The organism is Luteibacter yeojuensis, assembly GCF_000964085.1.
Lineage (GTDB): Bacteria > Pseudomonadota > Gammaproteobacteria > Xanthomonadales > Rhodanobacteraceae > Luteibacter > Luteibacter yeojuensis_A.
The window spans coordinates 12,575-28,705 of sequence record NZ_JZRB01000029.1; the positions used below are offsets into that span (position 1 = coordinate 12,575).

Consider the following 16,131-nt stretch of genomic DNA (forward strand, 5'->3'; position numbering starts at 1 on the left):
TGGGTCTAGGCCGCCACGCCGGGCACCACGTTCGCTTGGCTCTAGTTGGCCCAGAAGCTGGCCGGCGCCATGTCCGCCACGGCGTGGCCGGGCACGCGCGGGGCGATGCCGTGACCCGTCGCCAGCAATCCCGCATGAAGGGTGCGCCAAAGTTCGGGCCACGCCCCAGCTTCGCGCCACGCCAGGTAACGCCGCCAGCAGAGCAAGCCGGAAGGGCCTGCCCCACCTGGCGGCACTTCGAACCAGTGGCCGCCGTTCACGGCCAACTGTGCCATGACCTCGAAGACCGCCCGGTCCCGCTTGCCGTGGAGCTTTCGGCCCCAAGGCACGCCTGGCAGCAACTCGGCGAGTTGCTGCCAAAGTTCATCACTGATCACGGATGTATCCCCTGTTTCTGGCGGTGAAGACTACGTCCCAAAGCGCCGATGAGGTGTGATGGCGGCGGGCGTTCTACGGATGGAACTGGACCCCTCCTCGTCAGGGCCCGTCGTCCAACCTAGCCAGCGCTGGCAAGTAGAGCCCTGGCAGCTCCGTCAGGGGCTGACCCCCTTCGGAGACCCTTGTAGGGTCCTAACCTCCCGCGCATCGAGCGCACCGATCGGAGACCTGCCGTTCACGCCCGCACCCAAACAGTGAGGCTTCCAACGGGAGAACGCTATGGCTCACGATCGCACCGACATTCATCACCCGGATCACGCTGCTCCGACCAAGCCTGAGACACCGGCCCAGGAAAAGGCCCGGAAGGAGCAAGAGAGCGACAACCAGGATCAAGCTCTGGAGGAGACGTTCCCGGCCAGCGACCCGGTATCCCCCTTCGTGCCCGCAAAAGCCCCGGAGTAATCAGCCACCACCGACGGCCCCTTTCGAGGGTGCCGCCTCTCTCAGAGCCTTCAACGTCCCTATTCTGCCTTATGGCATCCTCGATCATGAGTGTCATTCCTGGCGCAGAAGATCTTGGGGGAGGTGGGATGCTTCAGCGCATGACTGGCGAGGTGACTGGGTTGCGGTATCGGGTGACGTGGGTGGCTGGCGCGGGCGGCCGGCTGCTGTGGGCGGGTGTTTGTTTCCGCGGCGAGGAAGCCATAAGCCTGCCCAGCGGTTCGTGCGGTCTGCTTGGATCGCCCGAGTCTGCCGAAGCGTCGGTGCGTGCCAGTGTTGAGGGTGCTATCTGGACGCTCGAAACAGCCGGACGCTAAAAAGAGCTTTTCTCCTACGGTGACAGTGACGCCCCGTGACGCCAGACAACCATTGCGTTAGATGAGCAAGTCGCCGCGAACGTCACGGCTCTCCGAGCGTTAGTAGCTCGACTCAACGGAAGAGAGGTGCCATGGATACGCCTGCCACGATGTGCCGCCGATGTGGCGCTCCACTTGGGGACCTCATTGAGGGCGACGGCTATTGCCCCGCCTGTTCAAAGATTCTTCGTGATAGCGAGGGGCGCCCGCGCCGGGCGCGCAAACCGCCGCCTAATCCAGGAACGTCCGACGAGCGCCGCTGACCGCGGCATGACCGCTGTCGGCTACTTATCCAACGACTCACTGCGAACGATGCCCAAGAGTTCGTTGGCCTCGTCTTCGGTGACCGTATCGGCTTCCACCAGAAAGCTCACTTCGGCTTCGGTCGCCAGGTCCATTAAGACGGTCGGGCCTTGGTGGTCCAATGCGCCCTCGACGTAACCGCCCAAGGTCAGAAAACCCTCATCCACCGACCCGACGGTGAATCCGCCGCGCCGCTCGATGAGCGCCATCTTTAGCTCGTCGTGAAACCAGATCACTTTGCCTAACACTTTGCTCACCATTCGCCACGCCCACTCGGGATCTGGCCTCGTTCTCTATATCGGCGAACCGGCGCGCAGGTTGAGCGGCTGTCCTCACGGATGTGAATCTGACTTTTTTGAGTCCTGGAGCGACGACGGGAGTGAGTTAGCGAGAATCAGAAGTCCTTTCTTTCTACCACCCTGTGGCCCTTTTCGACCCGATCCCGGAGATCGCGCGAACGACCGGCTCGGTTTGGCTGTAACGGGCCAGTCTGCAACTGCCGAGCATTCGAAACCCGCGCGATTTGCCCTCAGAGCTGGATGTTACGCGGGATTACCATCACATCCCGGAGCGGGAGGGATTCGGCTAGATAAGTGAGCTGGCAGAGGGCGTGGAGCACGCAGCTTTGGCGGCATTGCAGGGGTGGCCGACGGGAGTGGCCTTGGCGCTTGATCGGCTATCGATGGCGCGGACGACCCATCGGATCCGGGTGTCGTGGCCTCGGTATCGCCAGCGTGCGAAAGCGCGGGCGCTCAGCACGGTTAAACCGTCGGGCCCAACTACGTGATCTTCTCGGACCGTGAGCTCGGCGCCATGGGCAGTATGTTCGGACTGGAAAGAACATGGGCGCCCGCGGCGCGTGTGCAGCCTTCCGAAACCGCCTGAATCTTGGCGTCGGCGGGGTGACCTACGTGCTGGCGGACGGCATGAACCAGGATCAGTCGATGTCGCTCTACCACGAGATCGGACGGCGGATGCGCGGTGCCCCGTGCGCGCTCGGGCGAGCCTATGAAGCATATTTCATCGAGCCGACCATGTGGGACAACCTGCCGCCCTCGAACCATGCTCTTGCCACCGTCACGTTTGCCACCCTAACGCCCGCCGGTGCGCAGCCGACCGATGTCTCAGACACGGCACCCGTTTGTCCAGCTAGACGATATCCAGCGATGGCGAGCGAAACGTCTGGGTGTGCCAAGCCGGGTGCGACCGCGTCCAATATGCCCGTGGCCTGGTCGATGGTCCCGATCGAGGGATAGGGTGAGCCGTCAAAGCTGGCTAGCCGTCTAGGGGATCGCCCGCTTCAGTATCAAGCCATCCGGCTGGCCTGTTCGAGGTCCATTCGATTTCCCGGGCAAGCTTGTCATTTATGGGGGCTCCCCGTAGGACAGCCTTCAGCTGCTCGCCGCGGATGCCTGCCAGAATGTCTGCAAGAGTCTCCCACGACTCACTTCCTTCGCGCTGGCACTGAAGCACGAGATAGAGAACGCGCGCGCGGCGGCGGGCCGAGTAGCGCTGGATCGAAGTGGGCAGAGGCGTCGGGAGGAATAGGCACGGCCGTTAGGCGAGTATGCCTAGATTCGGCTCTTTAGGAGCGACATTCGGTGAAGGAACCACCGCCGCGAGTCCGACGCCCGCCACTAGTTCCCAAGCCACGTCTTCTCTCACCCCCTAGTTAGTCCGTGTAATCATCAGGATGCGCGTCGATCTCCTGCCGCACATCTTCCACGTCCACACCTACGACCCTCGTGGCGTCGATGATAGCCTCCGGCGAAACGCCTAAGACCAATGACCATAAGTGCAGACCTAACCGATCCTTGGGATCAATTGTCGTATTCGTTGCGACATGGCGTCGAACTCGTCGTTCATTTTCGAACACCGTAGACATGGAGATCACCGAGTGAGCCGTCTATTAGGTAGAAATACTGTGGAGACGTCGGGAATATAGCGCTTACATCGGTGAAAACCCTCGCCCATCAGCCTACGGCCCAACCTGTGCCAACGACTACGCACTCCGACACCACCATCCGCCGCCTGGCGAAGCTGAATTTCGAAGTTATCGCGATGAACGATGCAGTCTTGGCTCACGACCTCGACGAGGCACGGTTCCGGACGCACTTTATCCACATGAGCGTGCAAGACATGGGCTTTTGGGAAGTTGCACGCGTAGCCGCCGATGTCGTGCTGCTGCTTCGTGGGTTGGGTTGCGATCCCCTTCCTGGCTACGGTCAGGCGATGCTTAACCTTGCGCGGGCGCTCACACCTTAGACATCGCTCACCGCCGTAACTCCTTCAACCGCTGCCGGTCACGAAACCACGCTTGGTAGCACCGCCACAGACGGAGAGCGATATCAAGGTCGGCCTTACCCTTGGCTTGCAGGTAAGTTTCGAGCTGCGCCCACGTCTCGAAAGCCGGTAACTGAGCATCGGCCCGGAAGGACGCCAGAAGGGGTCCATAGATGCTCGGCATCACGCGCCCGCGCTGGACGTAATAGGGGAAGGTCAGGTCCGGCCGCTTAGCCGGTGTCTGGCGTACACCCTTCATGAAATCCCCATCCGCCTCGTTCTCGATAATTTACATGTTAAGCGAAGCAAGGCTCTAGGCGTTGCGTCAGTCCTCAAGTTTGCCTTTCCATGACCGATAAGCGGGTAGCAGTCTGGAGGGTGATCGATGAGAGTTTGGGTACTCGTGGGAGCCGGCGCGTTTGTCTGGCTCATCTCGGCTTGCTCCCATGGGCCAGACCTCCATCTAACGAGCCAGCCTCCCGCCGCCACGGCGGACATCCGCATTAAAGATGGTGCCGGCTCTGCAACGTGGAGTTGGGGGGCGGGCGACCTGAAGGAAACGATCGTGTCCGTGGACGACTCGCGGTCTCGCCGGGGCAGTCGGCGCGGTGATGGCACCGTTCGCATCACGTTGGAAGACGGAACCGTCCTGCGCCTGGCGCAGCAGCAGAGCTTCTACACATGTCAGGCGGGATGTGAAAAGAAACACATGCCTATCACCTGAGTCTCCGCGGCCTACGAATAGCCTTAAAAGAAACCGGCGGCGATGAAGGTGTGCGTGACATCGCCGGGCGCCCTGGGAGTGGCTAACTTAAGCGCGTCACGCCTCGTATAGAGTGACTCAATTCTGTCTTTTGCCGTTGCGTGGCCCCGGCGTTGAGACCACGAATCGGCGGATCGCCGCGGGGTCAGTGCCGACCGCTCGAGAGGCATGCAGTACTTCGTCGGCAGATATGCCGAGCACCAATCCCCATAACGCCAGGTCTCCAGGATCGGAAGGATCGACACAGGTTTTTCGGTCAAGCCATGTGTCGACTTGCGAAGGTTTGTCGGTGGTCATGGCGCATCGGGCAGTTCTTCTGTCGCTAATTCGAAGGGCCGCCGCGTCGCATTAACGTGTTGTCTACCTGAGCGCGAACTCTACGTCTGTGAAGCGCGCACGCTCGCCTCGTCCAAGGTGTCGCGTATCGACCGAAGGGCTCTTTCACGATTTCTTGGTGTTCACGAAGGTCAAGATGGTGGTCCGTCCACCAGCCGGAGCTTCACATGGCACCTTCGAATGAGCACGACATCAAGATTCTCAACGGCCTGATCGAGACCACCATCGACAGCGCCGACGGCTACTCCGAAGCCGCTAAGGACGCGGAAAATTCCCGCTACTCGTCGGTGTTCGTACAGCGCGCCTCCGAGCGCCGCTTCGTCGCCACCAACCTCCAGCAGCAGGTGCGGGCTCTTGGCGGAGAGCCAGAGGACGATGGCACCATCCTCGCCAAGGCCCACCGCATGTTCGTGGACCTCCGCGCGAAAATGAGCTCGAAGGACGACACGGCGATCGTGGACGAGATCGAGCGTGGCGAAGACCACATCAAGGCGAAGTACGAAGACGCCCTGAAGGATGGGGAGGTCAGCTCTGCCACCCGCGCAGTGATCAACGAGGCCTTCGTCTCGGTCAAGAGCGGCCATGACCAGATGCGCGATCTCAAGCACGCCCTCCACGGCGCCAAGTAAGCCCTGCTAGGGGCGGCGGCGCGCTATAGCCGCCGCCCTCCAGGCACTCTGCAATGTGTGAAAAGAGCGTATCCTCCGCGCATGGAGACGCTTGACAACTCATACATCGCCCGGTTTGAGGCCATACATACCGACGCCATCGCGTTGGGCGACGCTGCCTTGGCCGAGGATTTCGACGAGGCGCGGTTTGGCGCTAAGTTGTTGATCGCCCGCGCGGAGTCGTTGGGAATGGCGAGCCTGGTTCACGCTGCCAAGGTTATCGAGGCGACGTTGGGAGAATCTGGCGAGCCGCTCCCGGGTTACGGTGCCGCTATCCTAGGGGTGGCGAAGACACTGCGGCCATCGATCCGAAAGGCGACGTGATTCGTCGACCACGCGCGCCACCCTATGGGAAGTGCGTCCCCGCCGTCCCGGCCGCCTCAGTCGATCTGCGCGTCGACCCACATCTTTGCGACACAGATGACCTCGTCCGCTTCCAAGCGGTTGCCGTCGATGCCGACAACCTTCCCATCCGCAAAGACCGTGACACCCTCACGCGTGACGGTGAAGTCGTGGCCCTCGGCCTCAATCTCATACACCCGACGCGACACCGGGTGGGGATAGGCAACTTTCATAATGGCGCTCTCATGTTTCCAGCCGTCCCGCCCCCCATCGCCACTTGTGGGCGTCGATGACCGTCTGAATGCCCGTCCGTACCGCCAGGCTAATGGCATCGTCGTCCTCGCCCTCGGGAACCGACAAGCTTCCGCGAGGCGTGCATACGATGACGTCCTTCTTGTACACCGTTCCGCCCGACAGCACCCATCCGCCGTCCCGTCTCAGCCAGCTACCGCGGTATTCGAACGTGTCGTGGCGACCGATCAGTGAGTTCTGCATAGGTGCTGCGTCCCGGCGACTACGAGTGAAGGGAGCAATCGGTCCTCAAGCTTCCTGGACCCAGGCGTCGAGCGCCGCCTCCGTGTCCCTTAAAACTGCAGCCTCCGAGTCTTCCTCTGAGCTGTCAGGCAATTCAATGTCACCAGTCATGCGGCCGATCGGCTCAGCGCCCCGATAAACCGTGGCAGCCCAGGCACACCCACCGCCAGGCCGCCTACCCCAACTCCCCTCGAACTCCAGATCGTCTTTGCGTCCCGAGTAACTTGGCATTCCTACAACCCCATGGCCTCATTTCCGCATCGTGCCCGGGAACTTGGCCTCCGGCAACTCTCGGGGCATTTGGCCTCGAGTTTGATGTGCACGCAGTCAGAAGACGCCAATTGTTAAGAGCTCCTAGGCACCTAGTAGCGACTCGGCTCCGTATAGCGATGTCGCGGCTTGGGATCGGAGGGCGACAGCGCCCTCCTAAACGCTTTAGCCCGGCGCTTATCGCGCGCGTGCTGGCGCGTGTTTGTTGGCAACGACGTGCCCATCGAGCCCGCTACACCACAAACGTCGCACGCTGATGGCATCGACAGATCATCCCCGCCCTGCCCAGTAGCGCCCTGAGCCCGCCATCGCGCAAAGTCCGAGCCGGTGCTTACTCGAACCTGAGCGGCGACAGGCACACCACTTTACCCACACCGCTCGATGGGCCAAACGCAGAGAAACGACCATGGTCTTTTTTCAATCCGAATCACACTCGGTCGCCTATTAATTTCCAAACGACCTGCACGGCGATTGGTATAAAATGTCGGTCCTCCTACTGCGTGTACCGATCCGCTGCGCGCTCGATAAACACGCGCACGCGCGTGCTCAGTTGTCGATTAGGTGCGTGTGTCGCGTACATGGGGGTCGGCGACGGTGGAGTGGCCGCCTAGCATTCACCCAAGATACCCCTGTCCAAATCTTCCTCGATGTCAGAGCGCGGAATGTGCATCAAGCCAAAGCTGCTGCGAGCCGCCCGCTCATAGTTGTCCGCCTCTTTTACCGAGTAGGACGCGAGGATCGTGACGTTCTTCGCCACCCCATCCACCTCAAATTTCAGCGGGAGGACGCCGTCGCGCGACGATGGACGAAACCCGACCATGCGGCGACCTTCAAGCATATCCCAACGCTCTGGCATCCCTCGATCTTCTAGATTGGGCAGGCGAACTGAGGGCACCTAGCCGTCACCCGCTATCGACGGGATGACCGAGACACCGCAAGTCAGCTTCCCAGACGTTTGGCCATCGACTTCACCTCGTCGTTGAAGGTAAGCGGCCGCACAACGATCCAACCCTTCCGATGAGCAAGATCCAGAGTCAGCTTCCAGTGATGCAGGACGCCTCTTCCGAGATTACCGTCCATGATGAGCGGCTTGACGACGGCTACATCGTCAATCTCAACGTCAGCGGCAACATGCGCCTTAAATTGTTGGGGGTGCGGGTTACTCGCATCCAATCCCAAGAGAGGCGCAGCTGTCGTGTCAACTAATGAAGGTCCGTAATTCCCCGTATCGAGCTCCATCCACAGGGTGCCTGACGCCGTAGGCAGACCGAGGCTGACCGTCAGTGCTGCGCCTTCGGCAGCACGTACAAGGCGGACAGGAACTTCGATAGCGTGGGCTTTGATGGCCGCGAGGCTCTCGTCCGTTTCCACAACGAGCTGGTGCTCGGCGATATTGAGTGTCACTGTGCGTCCGTCGAAAACGTCCAGACCCAAGGCGCCCGAGAGGCCCTGCGCCGCCGGACCCATGAATGTCGCTAGGTCAAAGACGCTCAATTGCGCTAACTTGATGCTTGTCCCGCCCAGCGAGACGGAAGCACCGTTACAGCGAGGCACATCCATGCGCTCACCGGTTGCGCGAAAGCCTGTCACCTTTCCCCAGGGCGTGCATTGGATTGACCGAGCTACATCAGGCGTTATGCCTGAGGTGCCGATACCGCTATCGAAGAGGTATTTTCCGGGCTTGCCGGCAACCGTCGCGTCGACGGTCTCTACGCCTCTACCCTCTCGCGATAGTGCTATCACATCCGCGGCGAGCGAGTAGGAGCTAAAGGTTGCTGCGATGACAAGAGCGAGGAGTCGTGAGGGATGCATGCTTGGCACTCTGGGGATGTGCGATCAAAGTAACCGCTCCCGCGGCACTAAGCCTAGATGACCGATGGCATGGAAGGCTCCCCTACGCCCTACACACATAGGCATATATGCACAGAAATCGCTGCCTCGCTCTTCATGACTTAAGTCATCCCATCGATCGCCGATCGGTCTGTCGCGGTCTCGGCGACTAACGCTCCAGCGCGTAATTCGAGCACACATCTCGATAGCGGCACATGAGCCTCCACGCGTTCAATTCCGGGTACGGCAAGCGTTAGCAAGCGTTCAAAGCGCGCGGGCATTGTCACGTGACGTTCGCCCGCGTCTGGCACGTAGGTCCTTCGGTTCGTACCGTCAATATGTTTCGAACGCCTCTTTCCGCACGACGCAGCCGAGCGATGCTTATTGAGAGTGCGACCGCGCCAATCAAACAAAGCGCGCCGAACGAATTTCTACATGAAGCGCGACTGGTGAGATGAAGCGACGCGACGACGATATGGACGACGAAGGCAAGGAGCAGTCCCCTCCATGTGGCATTTGTCCTCAAGCGCGCGTCATGGTGATGCGCAAGGGCACAAACGAGACTTCGGAGTGAGCGCTCATGAGTAGGCATGTATCAATGATGTCGAAAGGTGCTCTGTTTTTTTGTGAAAGCACTCGGGTGCGCTCACCTGGCGGCTTAGTCGAGCGAAAACTCACTCCCAAAAGCGAGATGCCATCGGGCATTTCACGTTAGCGAGCGATTCCCGCCCGGTGGCCACGGCGCGGTCCTTCTCATCGAGCTCGTGTTGCCTAGGCACAGGCACTAGTGAGCCGCCGCTCAAGGCGTCCGGCCGTTCTGTGCCACCCAAGGCGGCTATGATGTCGCTGCACCAAACCGGGAGCATGTCAGCATACCGAGACGGGATCTAGCCACGCCTGCTGTTACGGAAAGTCAGCCTTCGCTGCTCCGCCGTATTACGATGCCGCGTCCTTTCCGAATCCGGCGGCCCGGTCCCTATCGAGGATAATCGCCCGCGACCACCGCGTACATGGCGGCATCGACCAGCGCACCACGAATCATTAGCCTCTTTCTCAACACACCCTCGAACTGTGCACCTATCTGTTCAGCCGCTCGACGGCTCGCCGAATTGTCTTGCGCGACTACGATCTCAATGCGACTAAGTCCTACGCGCCACAAGGCCCATTCGATTGCAAGCTTGCCTGCCCGCGATGCCACGCCCTTGCCTTGGGCTGATTGACGCACCCAATACCCAAGATTTGCAAAGTTGTTTTCGCGGTTGCGCTGGTTCAGACCAATGCTCCCCAGGCACCTATCGCTGCGTGCATCCACGATCAGCATGTCGAACGAATCGCCGATCGCCCAGGCCTTTTCGCTGAATCGAATCCAATCCATTGCCATCTCGGCCCTGTAGTCAGCGCTTGCCCAGTTCATCCAACGGCCGACCGTAGCCTCAGATTCGCTTATCGCTGCGGCGAGCTCGCTGGGGTCGCTATCGCGGTAGCGGCGTAGGCTGACGACGCCATCGGTCAGATCATGAGGGTAAGGGATAGACTCAATTTTCACGGCTTTTATGTCTGGCGCCCGTGCGAGTGCCACGAGTCATAGCTTAAGAGGATAGGTCGGAGAAATGTATCGTAGCCCGTGGATTGAGTCGCGGGCTGTACGGCGATGCCGAAACGAGCGGACCCGGCACCTTCCCCCCAGCAACGACCACCACCGAGTGACATGGCCGTCATGGGAAGCAAGTGACCGCCCTTCGTAACCGTGGATGCACTCGGATCGTTGAAACAAATGCTGCAAGCATCAGCATTTGTGTACGCGATCGGCCTTGGCAGACGCGCCCGTTGTTGCTCAGCCCCCCCCTCGCGGACGACCACCAGCGTGGCTACGCGCCCCGCCAAGGCGACCTGTCGACGCAAGCCCGTCGCCACCAGCAGCCCAACTGCGGCGGCGGTCGCACCGGCCAGAAATGTACCGCGGTAGGAGTAGTGCGCCGCCAAGAAACCCGCGGCCCGGCCCGTCAGGGCGTACGCCAAGTCTTGAAACATCGCATATCCACCCAGCGCCGCGCCTTTTAGACGAGGATCGACAAGATGAACGACCTCGCGGCCCATCGAAGGGAAGATCAACGAGCAGCCCACCCCGGTGAGGCGCACCGACTAAGGCGACGGAAGGCGTCGGCGAGAGCGAAAGGACAACTTGATCCGGTGCCTCAATGGCCAGGAACACGCTGGCCACCTTCAGCCCACCCCAGCGATCAGACAGATAACCGGAGAGCAGGCGCATGAGCACAAAGCCCGTGCCGAAGGCGCTTAAACCTAGACCCGCATTGCTCCAGCTTTGCGCTATGAAGAACAGGACGAAAAACGCGCTGATAGCGGCGAAGCCGATACCCTGCAGGCCCACGATAGCGCCGTAGAGCCAGACCTGTCGAATAACCTGAAACACGGACGGTCGCTTCGCTGCGCCGCGGGTCGCCTCTAAGTTTGCCATGGGGCCGATTAGGAGGAGGCCGAGAAGCGCGAGCCTGCCGCTGGCGCCCGTCGTCCAGGCAAACCGGCCTGATGCATCAAGGTAAGCCACAGCGGGCCGCCGACGGCTAGGGAGACGTAGATCGCCGTACCGATCAGTGCAAGCGCCTTTCCTGCGCGCGCCGGCCGGATGACGCCGACTTCCCACGCAATGATGCCCACGCCGACAAGGCTTTCGCCCACGCTTGTCATCAATCGACCGCTTAGCAAGATCGCCAGTTTCGTTGGTGCGGCCGCGGGAAGCCTGGCCGGTATACACGCGACGACGACCCCCAGGGCGTACAGGCGAAGCCGTTCCACCACGGCAGGCTTCGCGCCTAGTTAATCAGCGAAATTGCCCGCGTATCCGCGAGACACCACGGTGGAGAGGAAACGCGATGCCTACAGCCAACCCGGCCCATACACTGCTCTGGCCGAGCTCGTCAGTTACGTACACCGATAACGCTGGCAGTGGGACGGCGATACACAGGTAGCAGATGAAAAGGATGAGGTTCAAGCCGTGAACCTTGGCGGGACTATTCGTTCGGCATAACGCAGTCATGGCATCGAGACGCTAATGCGGTGAAGGAAAGGGCGAAGCGCACTGGGCTAGCGAGAGTTCATAGCCGCGAACATGGCCTCGTAGACGCCATTACGCTCGGCGAATCGCCGTCCGCTGGCGTCGTTGAGCAGCAGCTCCCCTCGGGGAAGATTTTTCTCTGCCAGGCAATCCATGACATAGGCAACGTAGGAGCCAAGCGGCATTGCACGAGGATCGGACGCCTGACGGGCGCCGGTCAGCTCGGTTTGCACGTAAGGCGGCGAAAGCTCGATGACTTCCACGCCAGCACGTCTGAGTTGATGACGAGCTGACTGCAGCCAGGAATGCAGGAAGGCCTTCGTGGCGCAATAGGTCGGAAAGGCAGCCATAGGAATGAACGCCAGGTCCGACGATGTGGCAATGAGCGTCGCCTCGGATTGATTGGCCATTACAGGAAGCAGTGCCCCGGTCACGCGTATCACGCCGAGGATGTTAGTGCTGACCATCGCCTCGGCATCATCTGGCGTCCATGCCTCGTCAAGGAGATTCTCGGGTCTCGAGATGCCCGCGTTGGCGATCAACACGTTCAGACCGGCAAAGTCCGTGCGTACCTTCTGGGCCAGAGCCGTTACGGACCCGGGGTCCGTGACGTCCACGAGAACACCATGCATGTGCTCGCGTCCGGCCGTGACCTCATCCAGCAGCGACTGCCGCCTGCCTGAGACGATGACGCAATTCCCAGCGTCGTTCAGACTTTCCGCTAGAGCACGGCCAATACCGCTGGTACCGCCCGTGACGAGGATCGTGTTGCCTGAGATGTTCACGTGTGGGTCCTGAAACAATAAATGGTTAGTGCCCGGCCCATACCGAGACCTCCACGGTCGCGGTGAAAGGCATTGAGAGGTATCGGCCGCAGGGGCGACGGACGCGGCGGGTATAGTCGGGGGAGATATCGGTGTTGTCCGCAACGACAACGCTGCCAGCGCGCAGGTACGGCTCGACGATGTCTAGAACGTCCCCATACAAGGCCTTGGCGCCATCCAGGAAGACGAGGTCGACCAAAGCGGGTATGCCCTGCCGCAGCGTGCACAGCGCGTCACCTTGACGGATGTCGACCCACCTCAGGAGGCCGGCGTCCGCGAGGTTGCGGCGCGCCCGGGCCACCTTTGCGTCGTCTAGCTCCGTGGTGACTAGATGACCCCCGCCGTTGTCGCGAAGGGCCGCAGCCAAGTAGAGCGTGGACAACCCGACAGAGGTGCCGAATTCAACGATGCCGCGGGCCTTTTGACCTCGCGCGAGCGCGTAGAGCAGCTGACCCACATCGGGCGTCACCGACAGCGTGGCGCGGCTGAAGCGGGTGTAGAAATCGCGATATTGTGTACGACTGACGAGCTGCTCCTGAGCCGTGCGCTCCGACATGGCGGCAATCACTGACGGGCTGTCGGCGTCATTGATCAGTCGTCGAATGACGGGCGCAACGGGCTGCGATGCGAGGGTAGACATAGACCAAATCCAAGGAGATTGCCGTCGTCTCTAGACGCGACGGTTTCGTCGCATTAGGTTAAGCGCCGTCCTCGCTGCGCGCTATTCGCATTGCGCGGGTGCGTCCGGCTAGAGCCACGGTCTTTGGTTACTCCGGCCATGAGGCGCTTTTTCTGAATCTACCGAGGAAGACTCAGGCTGGAACTATCGCGGCACGTCGCATTTTCGCGATTATGAGATCGAAGCCACCAAGGACCGATAACGATGTTGAGGTTCGATCAAAGGCGTTGGTGTAGGCGTGTCCTCGCCAGATGGCCATCATGACTGCGTACCGGGACCTCCCGCTGACACGGGCCTGAAAAATGCGAACCCACCCCAACGTCAGGCGCTGTGGATCGTGGCAGCGCCTTAGCGACAGAGACGTCGCTTTGAGGCGTGCCCGGATTGCCACCGATCGGAAAGCCGCCGTGAAATGCCCTTGTACAGAAGGCGTGGCGCACAGGTCGCCGTTCGATTTAGCGGTCTTGGCGACGCACATGGGCAATCGATTGCAAGCCTGCCTAGTCCGTCTGGAAACGCGAATAGTGCCGCAAGAACCGACCATATAGCCTGTGGTGACGGTTGCTATCGGTGGCATTCACAGATCGCTTCGTCGTCTGGAGGCAGGCTGACAGTCCGTTGTTTTCCCCATCGAGGCCGAGATTTACTATGACGTCGAAACCATACCTCTTGCTGTCCTCGGGTGGGTCGGCCTCCTTGATTGCTGATGAAGTAGGCGACCGTTTCGAACGCATCGTTCTACCTGACCTACCGGACCCTGCGGCGTGGCTGAGGGCTGAGGGCTCCCGCGTGAGGATCGTCTTTGGTACCGAGGTCCCCGCCGGCCTGATCGACTGCTTGCCCTGTCTGGAGGTTATCGTGGTGCCAGGCGCAGGGCTCGACAAGATCGATGTGACGCGCGCACGCGAGCAGGGCGTTCGGGTGCTCAACGCTGGCGATGCGCACAGCGACGACGTGGCCGATCATGCAGTCGCGTTGACTCTTGCGATGGTGCACCGTCTGAACCCGTTGGACCAGTGGATCCGCCGCGGCGAGTGGCGTGCTGATGCATCGCCGCCGGTGCGCCGTGCGCTTTCGTCCCACTGTTTCGGGATCGTGGGGCTAGGCCACATCGGCGAGCGAATCGCGCGTAAACTTGCGGTTTTTGGAGGTCAGATCGCATGGTGGGGACCGCGTGAGAAAGCGTCGCCTTGGCCCTATCATGCGGACTTGGAAAAGCTAGCTTCATGGTCGAGTATGCTTTTTGGTTGCCACGAGCGGCGACGCCATCGGCCTCATCGACCACCGCATCATCGCGGCACTGGGGAGTTCCGGTACGCTGGTGAATATCACCCGCGGCAAAGTAATCGATGAAGATGCGCTCATTGCTGCCCTTCGATGCGGCGACCTTTCTGGCGCGGCATTGGACGTCTTCGCCGATGAGCCGACGCCGCCCGAGCGCTGGCAGGGCGTGCCCAACGTCATGTTGACTCCGCGTGTCGGGGGCGTTTCCGATCGCGCGCGTAGGCGGTTAGCGGAAGCAGCATCGAGAAATCTAAAGAGTTGGCTCGATGGCGGCGAGCCGATGAACGAGATCACCTGACCACGCTTGTCCTCGTCAATCCTGGTCCTGGCCGTCGGTTCGACCGGGTGGCGGGCTCCTCATTCGATCTATCCAGCTCACCGGAGGCCCGCCATGTGTCCTGCCCGTCGCTACGCCAGCCGTCAGATCCTTTGGTTTTTGCTGTGGCTGATCGTGTTCAGCGCACCGGTCTCCGCACTTATCGTGCATTTGGGCTCGCAGCCGCCGATGACCTCGCGGATGATCATGTGGTGCCCGGGCTTGGCCGCGCTTGCCGCCTGTCTGACCTGCCGCATTCCAGTGGCCTCCCTTGGCTGGGCATGGCCCGCGGGCCGGTTCTTGGGCTACGCATATATCTTTCCTGTGGTCTACGCCGTGCCGGTCTATCTCGCTGTCTGGCTTGTGGTTCCCAGTGCCTTTACCTGGCAAGCCTTCGCCAGCCCGTTCGTCGGGACTTATCACTTGCAAGGTACCGGTAGCGGATTCGCACTCTGGTTCGGTGTGCCCACGACGATGATTTGGGTGGTCATGGGCACCGTTGCCTGGACCCTCGGCGAGGAATTGGGCTGGCGAGGTTTCCTGGTTCCACGCGTGGCTGAGCGAATGGGGTTGCTTGGCACCGGCCTTTGCACGGGATTGCTGTGGGCGGTGTGGCACTACCCTAGCCTGTTGGGGTCCACGTATAACGCCCATACTTCTCCGGTCTACGAGATGGCCTGCTTCACGACAATGGTGGTGGGCCTGGGCGTCATCATGGCGTGGATCCGTCTCGCCTCGGGCAGCGTGTGGCCCTGTGTGCTGCTGCATGCGGTGCACAACACGCTGGTCCAGGGAGTCCTCGACGCGGCGACGGCAACCAACGGAAGGGCACCTTGGCTGACGGGCGAATTCGGGGCTGGTTTGGCGCTCACGGTAGCTCTTACCGCCGCTGGGCTGGTCGTGCGGCAATCCCGAATCGACCGCGTACGCTCGAGGATCTATGCGTCCGTCTGAGCCAAGCAGACCGTCGCGATGTGGCCGCGACGTTGTGGCGAGGGGCCCTTCCCGGTGATCTAGCTCATGGGCTGGCACCGCCTCTGTATCAGGCGCATCGCTCCATCTCGAGGCAATCCTTTGCTGCGGCTGCGCTGTATCTCCTAAACTTGATGCACCCCTCGTCTCACGCGGAACTGGACCAGCGCATTCCTGCGCTCCAATCCGCGAGCCACGAGCGGATCGCCGCTGCGGTGTTTCCCTTGCATCGCGCGCCAGATCCGCGAGACCAGCACGTGTGACGAACGCGCGCGAAGGCAGAGCCAGATGACCAGCGACGCAATCCATGCGGCGTTGACGAATTTCAGCAGCGTGTCGCCGTTGGCGGTCAAAAGATCGAACATGCAACGTCCTCATACGGGGACATCGCTTTTCGTCCGCGGCGACGGAATTAGCGC

At 61.1% G+C, this 16,131-nt stretch carries 21 protein-coding genes and 1 pseudogene; 7 read left to right on the forward strand and 15 right to left on the reverse strand.

Annotated features, from left to right (window positions below):
• Nucleotides 1–41: 41 nt before the first annotated feature.
• Nucleotides 42–377: a transposase gene (locus VI08_RS13575; protein WP_052697923.1), complete on the reverse strand. Its 336-nt coding sequence runs from the start codon at nt 375–377 to the stop codon at nt 42–44.
• A 280-nt stretch (nt 378–657) separates the two neighbouring features.
• On the opposite strand from VI08_RS13575, the gene VI08_RS13580 reads away from it, so the two are divergent.
• Complete coding sequence (locus VI08_RS13580; RefSeq protein WP_045830144.1) at nt 658–840, forward strand: hypothetical protein; 183 nt, start codon at nt 658–660, stop codon at nt 838–840.
• A 679-nt stretch (nt 841–1,519) separates the two neighbouring features.
• Here VI08_RS13580 and VI08_RS13585 read toward each other — a convergent pair.
• Entirely contained in the window at nt 1,520–1,747 is a 228-nt protein-coding gene (locus VI08_RS13585; RefSeq protein WP_157006761.1) for a hypothetical protein, read from the reverse strand.
• A 633-nt stretch (nt 1,748–2,380) separates the two neighbouring features.
• Here VI08_RS13585 and VI08_RS13590 point away from each other — a divergent pair.
• Nucleotides 2,381–2,794 carry a hypothetical protein gene (locus VI08_RS13590; RefSeq protein ID WP_045830146.1) on the forward strand — a complete coding sequence of 138 codons (414 nt, stop codon included), beginning with the start codon at nt 2,381–2,383 and terminating at the stop codon, nt 2,792–2,794.
• A gap of 416 nt (nt 2,795–3,210) precedes the next feature.
• Here the strand turns inward: VI08_RS13590 and VI08_RS22575 are convergent, their stop codons facing one another.
• Entirely contained in the window at nt 3,211–3,423 is a 213-nt protein-coding gene (locus VI08_RS22575; protein ID WP_157006764.1) for a DUF3606 domain-containing protein, read from the reverse strand.
• A 71-nt stretch (nt 3,424–3,494) separates the two neighbouring features.
• On the opposite strand from VI08_RS22575, the gene VI08_RS13595 reads away from it, so the two are divergent.
• The gene (locus tag VI08_RS13595; RefSeq protein ID WP_157006767.1) at nt 3,495–3,803 is read left to right on the forward strand and encodes a hypothetical protein; all 309 of its coding nucleotides are present in this window, start codon (nt 3,495–3,497) and stop codon (nt 3,801–3,803) included.
• Nucleotides 3,804–3,810: 7 nt separating this feature from the next.
• On the opposite strand, the gene VI08_RS13600 is transcribed toward VI08_RS13595, so the two are convergent.
• A complete protein-coding gene (locus VI08_RS13600) occupies nt 3,811–4,080 on the reverse strand; it encodes a hypothetical protein (protein ID WP_045830148.1) in 270 nt (89 codons plus the stop codon).
• 582 nt (nt 4,081–4,662) lie between these two features.
• Nucleotides 4,663–4,881 (reverse strand): DUF3606 domain-containing protein, encoded by a 219-nt coding sequence (locus VI08_RS21830; RefSeq protein ID WP_157006770.1) that lies wholly within the window; start codon nt 4,879–4,881, stop codon nt 4,663–4,665.
• A gap of 206 nt (nt 4,882–5,087) precedes the next feature.
• Here VI08_RS21830 and VI08_RS13610 point away from each other — a divergent pair, with 206 nt between their 5' ends.
• Nucleotides 5,088–5,549, forward strand: coding sequence for a PA2169 family four-helix-bundle protein (locus tag VI08_RS13610; protein WP_045830150.1), 462 nt, complete (start codon nt 5,088–5,090; stop codon nt 5,547–5,549).
• An 81-nt stretch (nt 5,550–5,630) separates the two neighbouring features.
• A complete protein-coding gene (locus tag VI08_RS13615) occupies nt 5,631–5,912 on the forward strand; it encodes a hypothetical protein (RefSeq protein ID WP_045830151.1) in 282 nt (93 codons plus the stop codon).
• Between the two features lie 56 nt (nt 5,913–5,968).
• On the opposite strand, the gene VI08_RS13620 is transcribed toward VI08_RS13615, so the two are convergent.
• The 9 genes from VI08_RS13620 to VI08_RS13655 all read right to left on the reverse strand — a co-directional run bounded on the left by VI08_RS13620 (nt 5,969) and on the right by VI08_RS13655 (nt 13,101).
• A complete protein-coding gene (locus tag VI08_RS13620) occupies nt 5,969–6,163 on the reverse strand; it encodes a hypothetical protein (RefSeq protein ID WP_045830152.1) in 195 nt (64 codons plus the stop codon).
• A gap of 10 nt (nt 6,164–6,173) precedes the next feature.
• Nucleotides 6,174–6,425, reverse strand: a complete 252-nt coding sequence (locus VI08_RS13625; RefSeq protein WP_045830153.1) for a hypothetical protein — start codon at nt 6,423–6,425, stop codon at nt 6,174–6,176.
• 916 nt (nt 6,426–7,341) lie between these two features.
• Entirely contained in the window at nt 7,342–7,572 is a 231-nt protein-coding gene (locus VI08_RS20960) for a hypothetical protein (protein ID WP_198148948.1), read from the reverse strand.
• Between the two features lie 101 nt (nt 7,573–7,673).
• The gene (locus VI08_RS13635; protein ID WP_084621507.1) at nt 7,674–8,546 is read right to left on the reverse strand and encodes an aspartyl protease family protein; all 873 of its coding nucleotides are present in this window, start codon (nt 8,544–8,546) and stop codon (nt 7,674–7,676) included.
• 994 nt (nt 8,547–9,540) lie between these two features.
• Complete coding sequence (locus VI08_RS13640; RefSeq protein WP_052697927.1) at nt 9,541–10,110, reverse strand: GNAT family N-acetyltransferase; 570 nt, start codon at nt 10,108–10,110, stop codon at nt 9,541–9,543.
• Nucleotides 10,111–10,115: 5 nt separating this feature from the next.
• Complete coding sequence (locus tag VI08_RS22580; protein WP_428992152.1) at nt 10,116–10,703, reverse strand: MFS transporter; 588 nt, start codon at nt 10,701–10,703, stop codon at nt 10,116–10,118.
• 345 nt (nt 10,704–11,048) lie between these two features.
• Complete coding sequence (locus tag VI08_RS22085) at nt 11,049–11,378, reverse strand: hypothetical protein (RefSeq protein WP_198148950.1); 330 nt, start codon at nt 11,376–11,378, stop codon at nt 11,049–11,051.
• 288 nt (nt 11,379–11,666) lie between these two features.
• Nucleotides 11,667–12,422, reverse strand: coding sequence for an SDR family oxidoreductase (locus VI08_RS13650; RefSeq protein WP_045830155.1), 756 nt, complete (start codon nt 12,420–12,422; stop codon nt 11,667–11,669).
• Between the two features lie 25 nt (nt 12,423–12,447).
• Nucleotides 12,448–13,101 carry an O-methyltransferase gene (locus VI08_RS13655; protein ID WP_045830156.1) on the reverse strand — a complete coding sequence of 218 codons (654 nt, stop codon included), beginning with the start codon at nt 13,099–13,101 and terminating at the stop codon, nt 12,448–12,450.
• Nucleotides 13,102–13,788: 687 nt separating this feature from the next.
• Here VI08_RS13655 and VI08_RS22585 point away from each other — a divergent pair.
• Nucleotides 13,789–14,722, forward strand: a pseudogene (locus VI08_RS22585) (NAD(P)-dependent oxidoreductase).
• Nucleotides 14,723–14,815: 93 nt separating this feature from the next.
• Complete coding sequence (locus tag VI08_RS13665) at nt 14,816–15,694, forward strand: CPBP family intramembrane glutamic endopeptidase (protein ID WP_045830157.1); 879 nt, start codon at nt 14,816–14,818, stop codon at nt 15,692–15,694.
• A gap of 143 nt (nt 15,695–15,837) precedes the next feature.
• Here VI08_RS13665 and VI08_RS13670 read toward each other — a convergent pair whose 3' ends face one another.
• Nucleotides 15,838–16,077 carry a DUF6216 family protein gene (locus tag VI08_RS13670; RefSeq protein ID WP_045830158.1) on the reverse strand — a complete coding sequence of 80 codons (240 nt, stop codon included), beginning with the start codon at nt 16,075–16,077 and terminating at the stop codon, nt 15,838–15,840.
• Nucleotides 16,078–16,131: the final 54 nt, after the last annotated feature.

Bases quoted from the DNA above. Each gene is read 5' to 3' on its own strand.
- VI08_RS13580 (WP_045830144.1), top strand. From the start codon at position 658: ATGGCTCACGATCGCACCGACATTCATCACCCGGATCACGCTGCTCCG.
- VI08_RS13585 (WP_157006761.1), bottom strand. From the start codon at position 1,747: ATGGCGCTCATCGAGCGGCGCGGCGGATTCACCGTCGGGTCGGTGGAT.
- VI08_RS13590 (WP_045830146.1), top strand. From the start codon at position 2,381: ATGGGCGCCCGCGGCGCGTGTGCAGCCTTCCGAAACCGCCTGAATCTT.
- VI08_RS22575 (WP_157006764.1), bottom strand. From the start codon at position 3,423: ATGTCTACGGTGTTCGAAAATGAACGACGAGTTCGACGCCATGTCGCA.
- VI08_RS13600 (WP_045830148.1), bottom strand. From the start codon at position 4,080: ATGAAGGGTGTACGCCAGACACCGGCTAAGCGGCCGGACCTGACCTTC.
- VI08_RS21830 (WP_157006770.1), bottom strand. From the start codon at position 4,881: ATGACCACCGACAAACCTTCGCAAGTCGACACATGGCTTGACCGAAAA.
- VI08_RS13610 (WP_045830150.1), top strand. From the start codon at position 5,088: ATGGCACCTTCGAATGAGCACGACATCAAGATTCTCAACGGCCTGATC.
- VI08_RS13615 (WP_045830151.1), top strand. From the start codon at position 5,631: ATGGAGACGCTTGACAACTCATACATCGCCCGGTTTGAGGCCATACAT.
- VI08_RS13620 (WP_045830152.1), bottom strand. From the start codon at position 6,163: ATGAAAGTTGCCTATCCCCACCCGGTGTCGCGTCGGGTGTATGAGATT.
- VI08_RS13625 (WP_045830153.1), bottom strand. From the start codon at position 6,425: ATGCAGAACTCACTGATCGGTCGCCACGACACGTTCGAATACCGCGGT.
- VI08_RS20960 (WP_198148948.1), bottom strand. From the start codon at position 7,572: ATGCTTGAAGGTCGCCGCATGGTCGGGTTTCGTCCATCGTCGCGCGAC.
- VI08_RS13635 (WP_084621507.1), bottom strand. From the start codon at position 8,546: ATGCATCCCTCACGACTCCTCGCTCTTGTCATCGCAGCAACCTTTAGC.
- VI08_RS13655 (WP_045830156.1), bottom strand. From the start codon at position 13,101: ATGTCTACCCTCGCATCGCAGCCCGTTGCGCCCGTCATTCGACGACTG.
- VI08_RS13665 (WP_045830157.1), top strand. From the start codon at position 14,816: ATGTGTCCTGCCCGTCGCTACGCCAGCCGTCAGATCCTTTGGTTTTTG.
- VI08_RS13670 (WP_045830158.1), bottom strand. From the start codon at position 16,077: ATGTTCGATCTTTTGACCGCCAACGGCGACACGCTGCTGAAATTCGTC.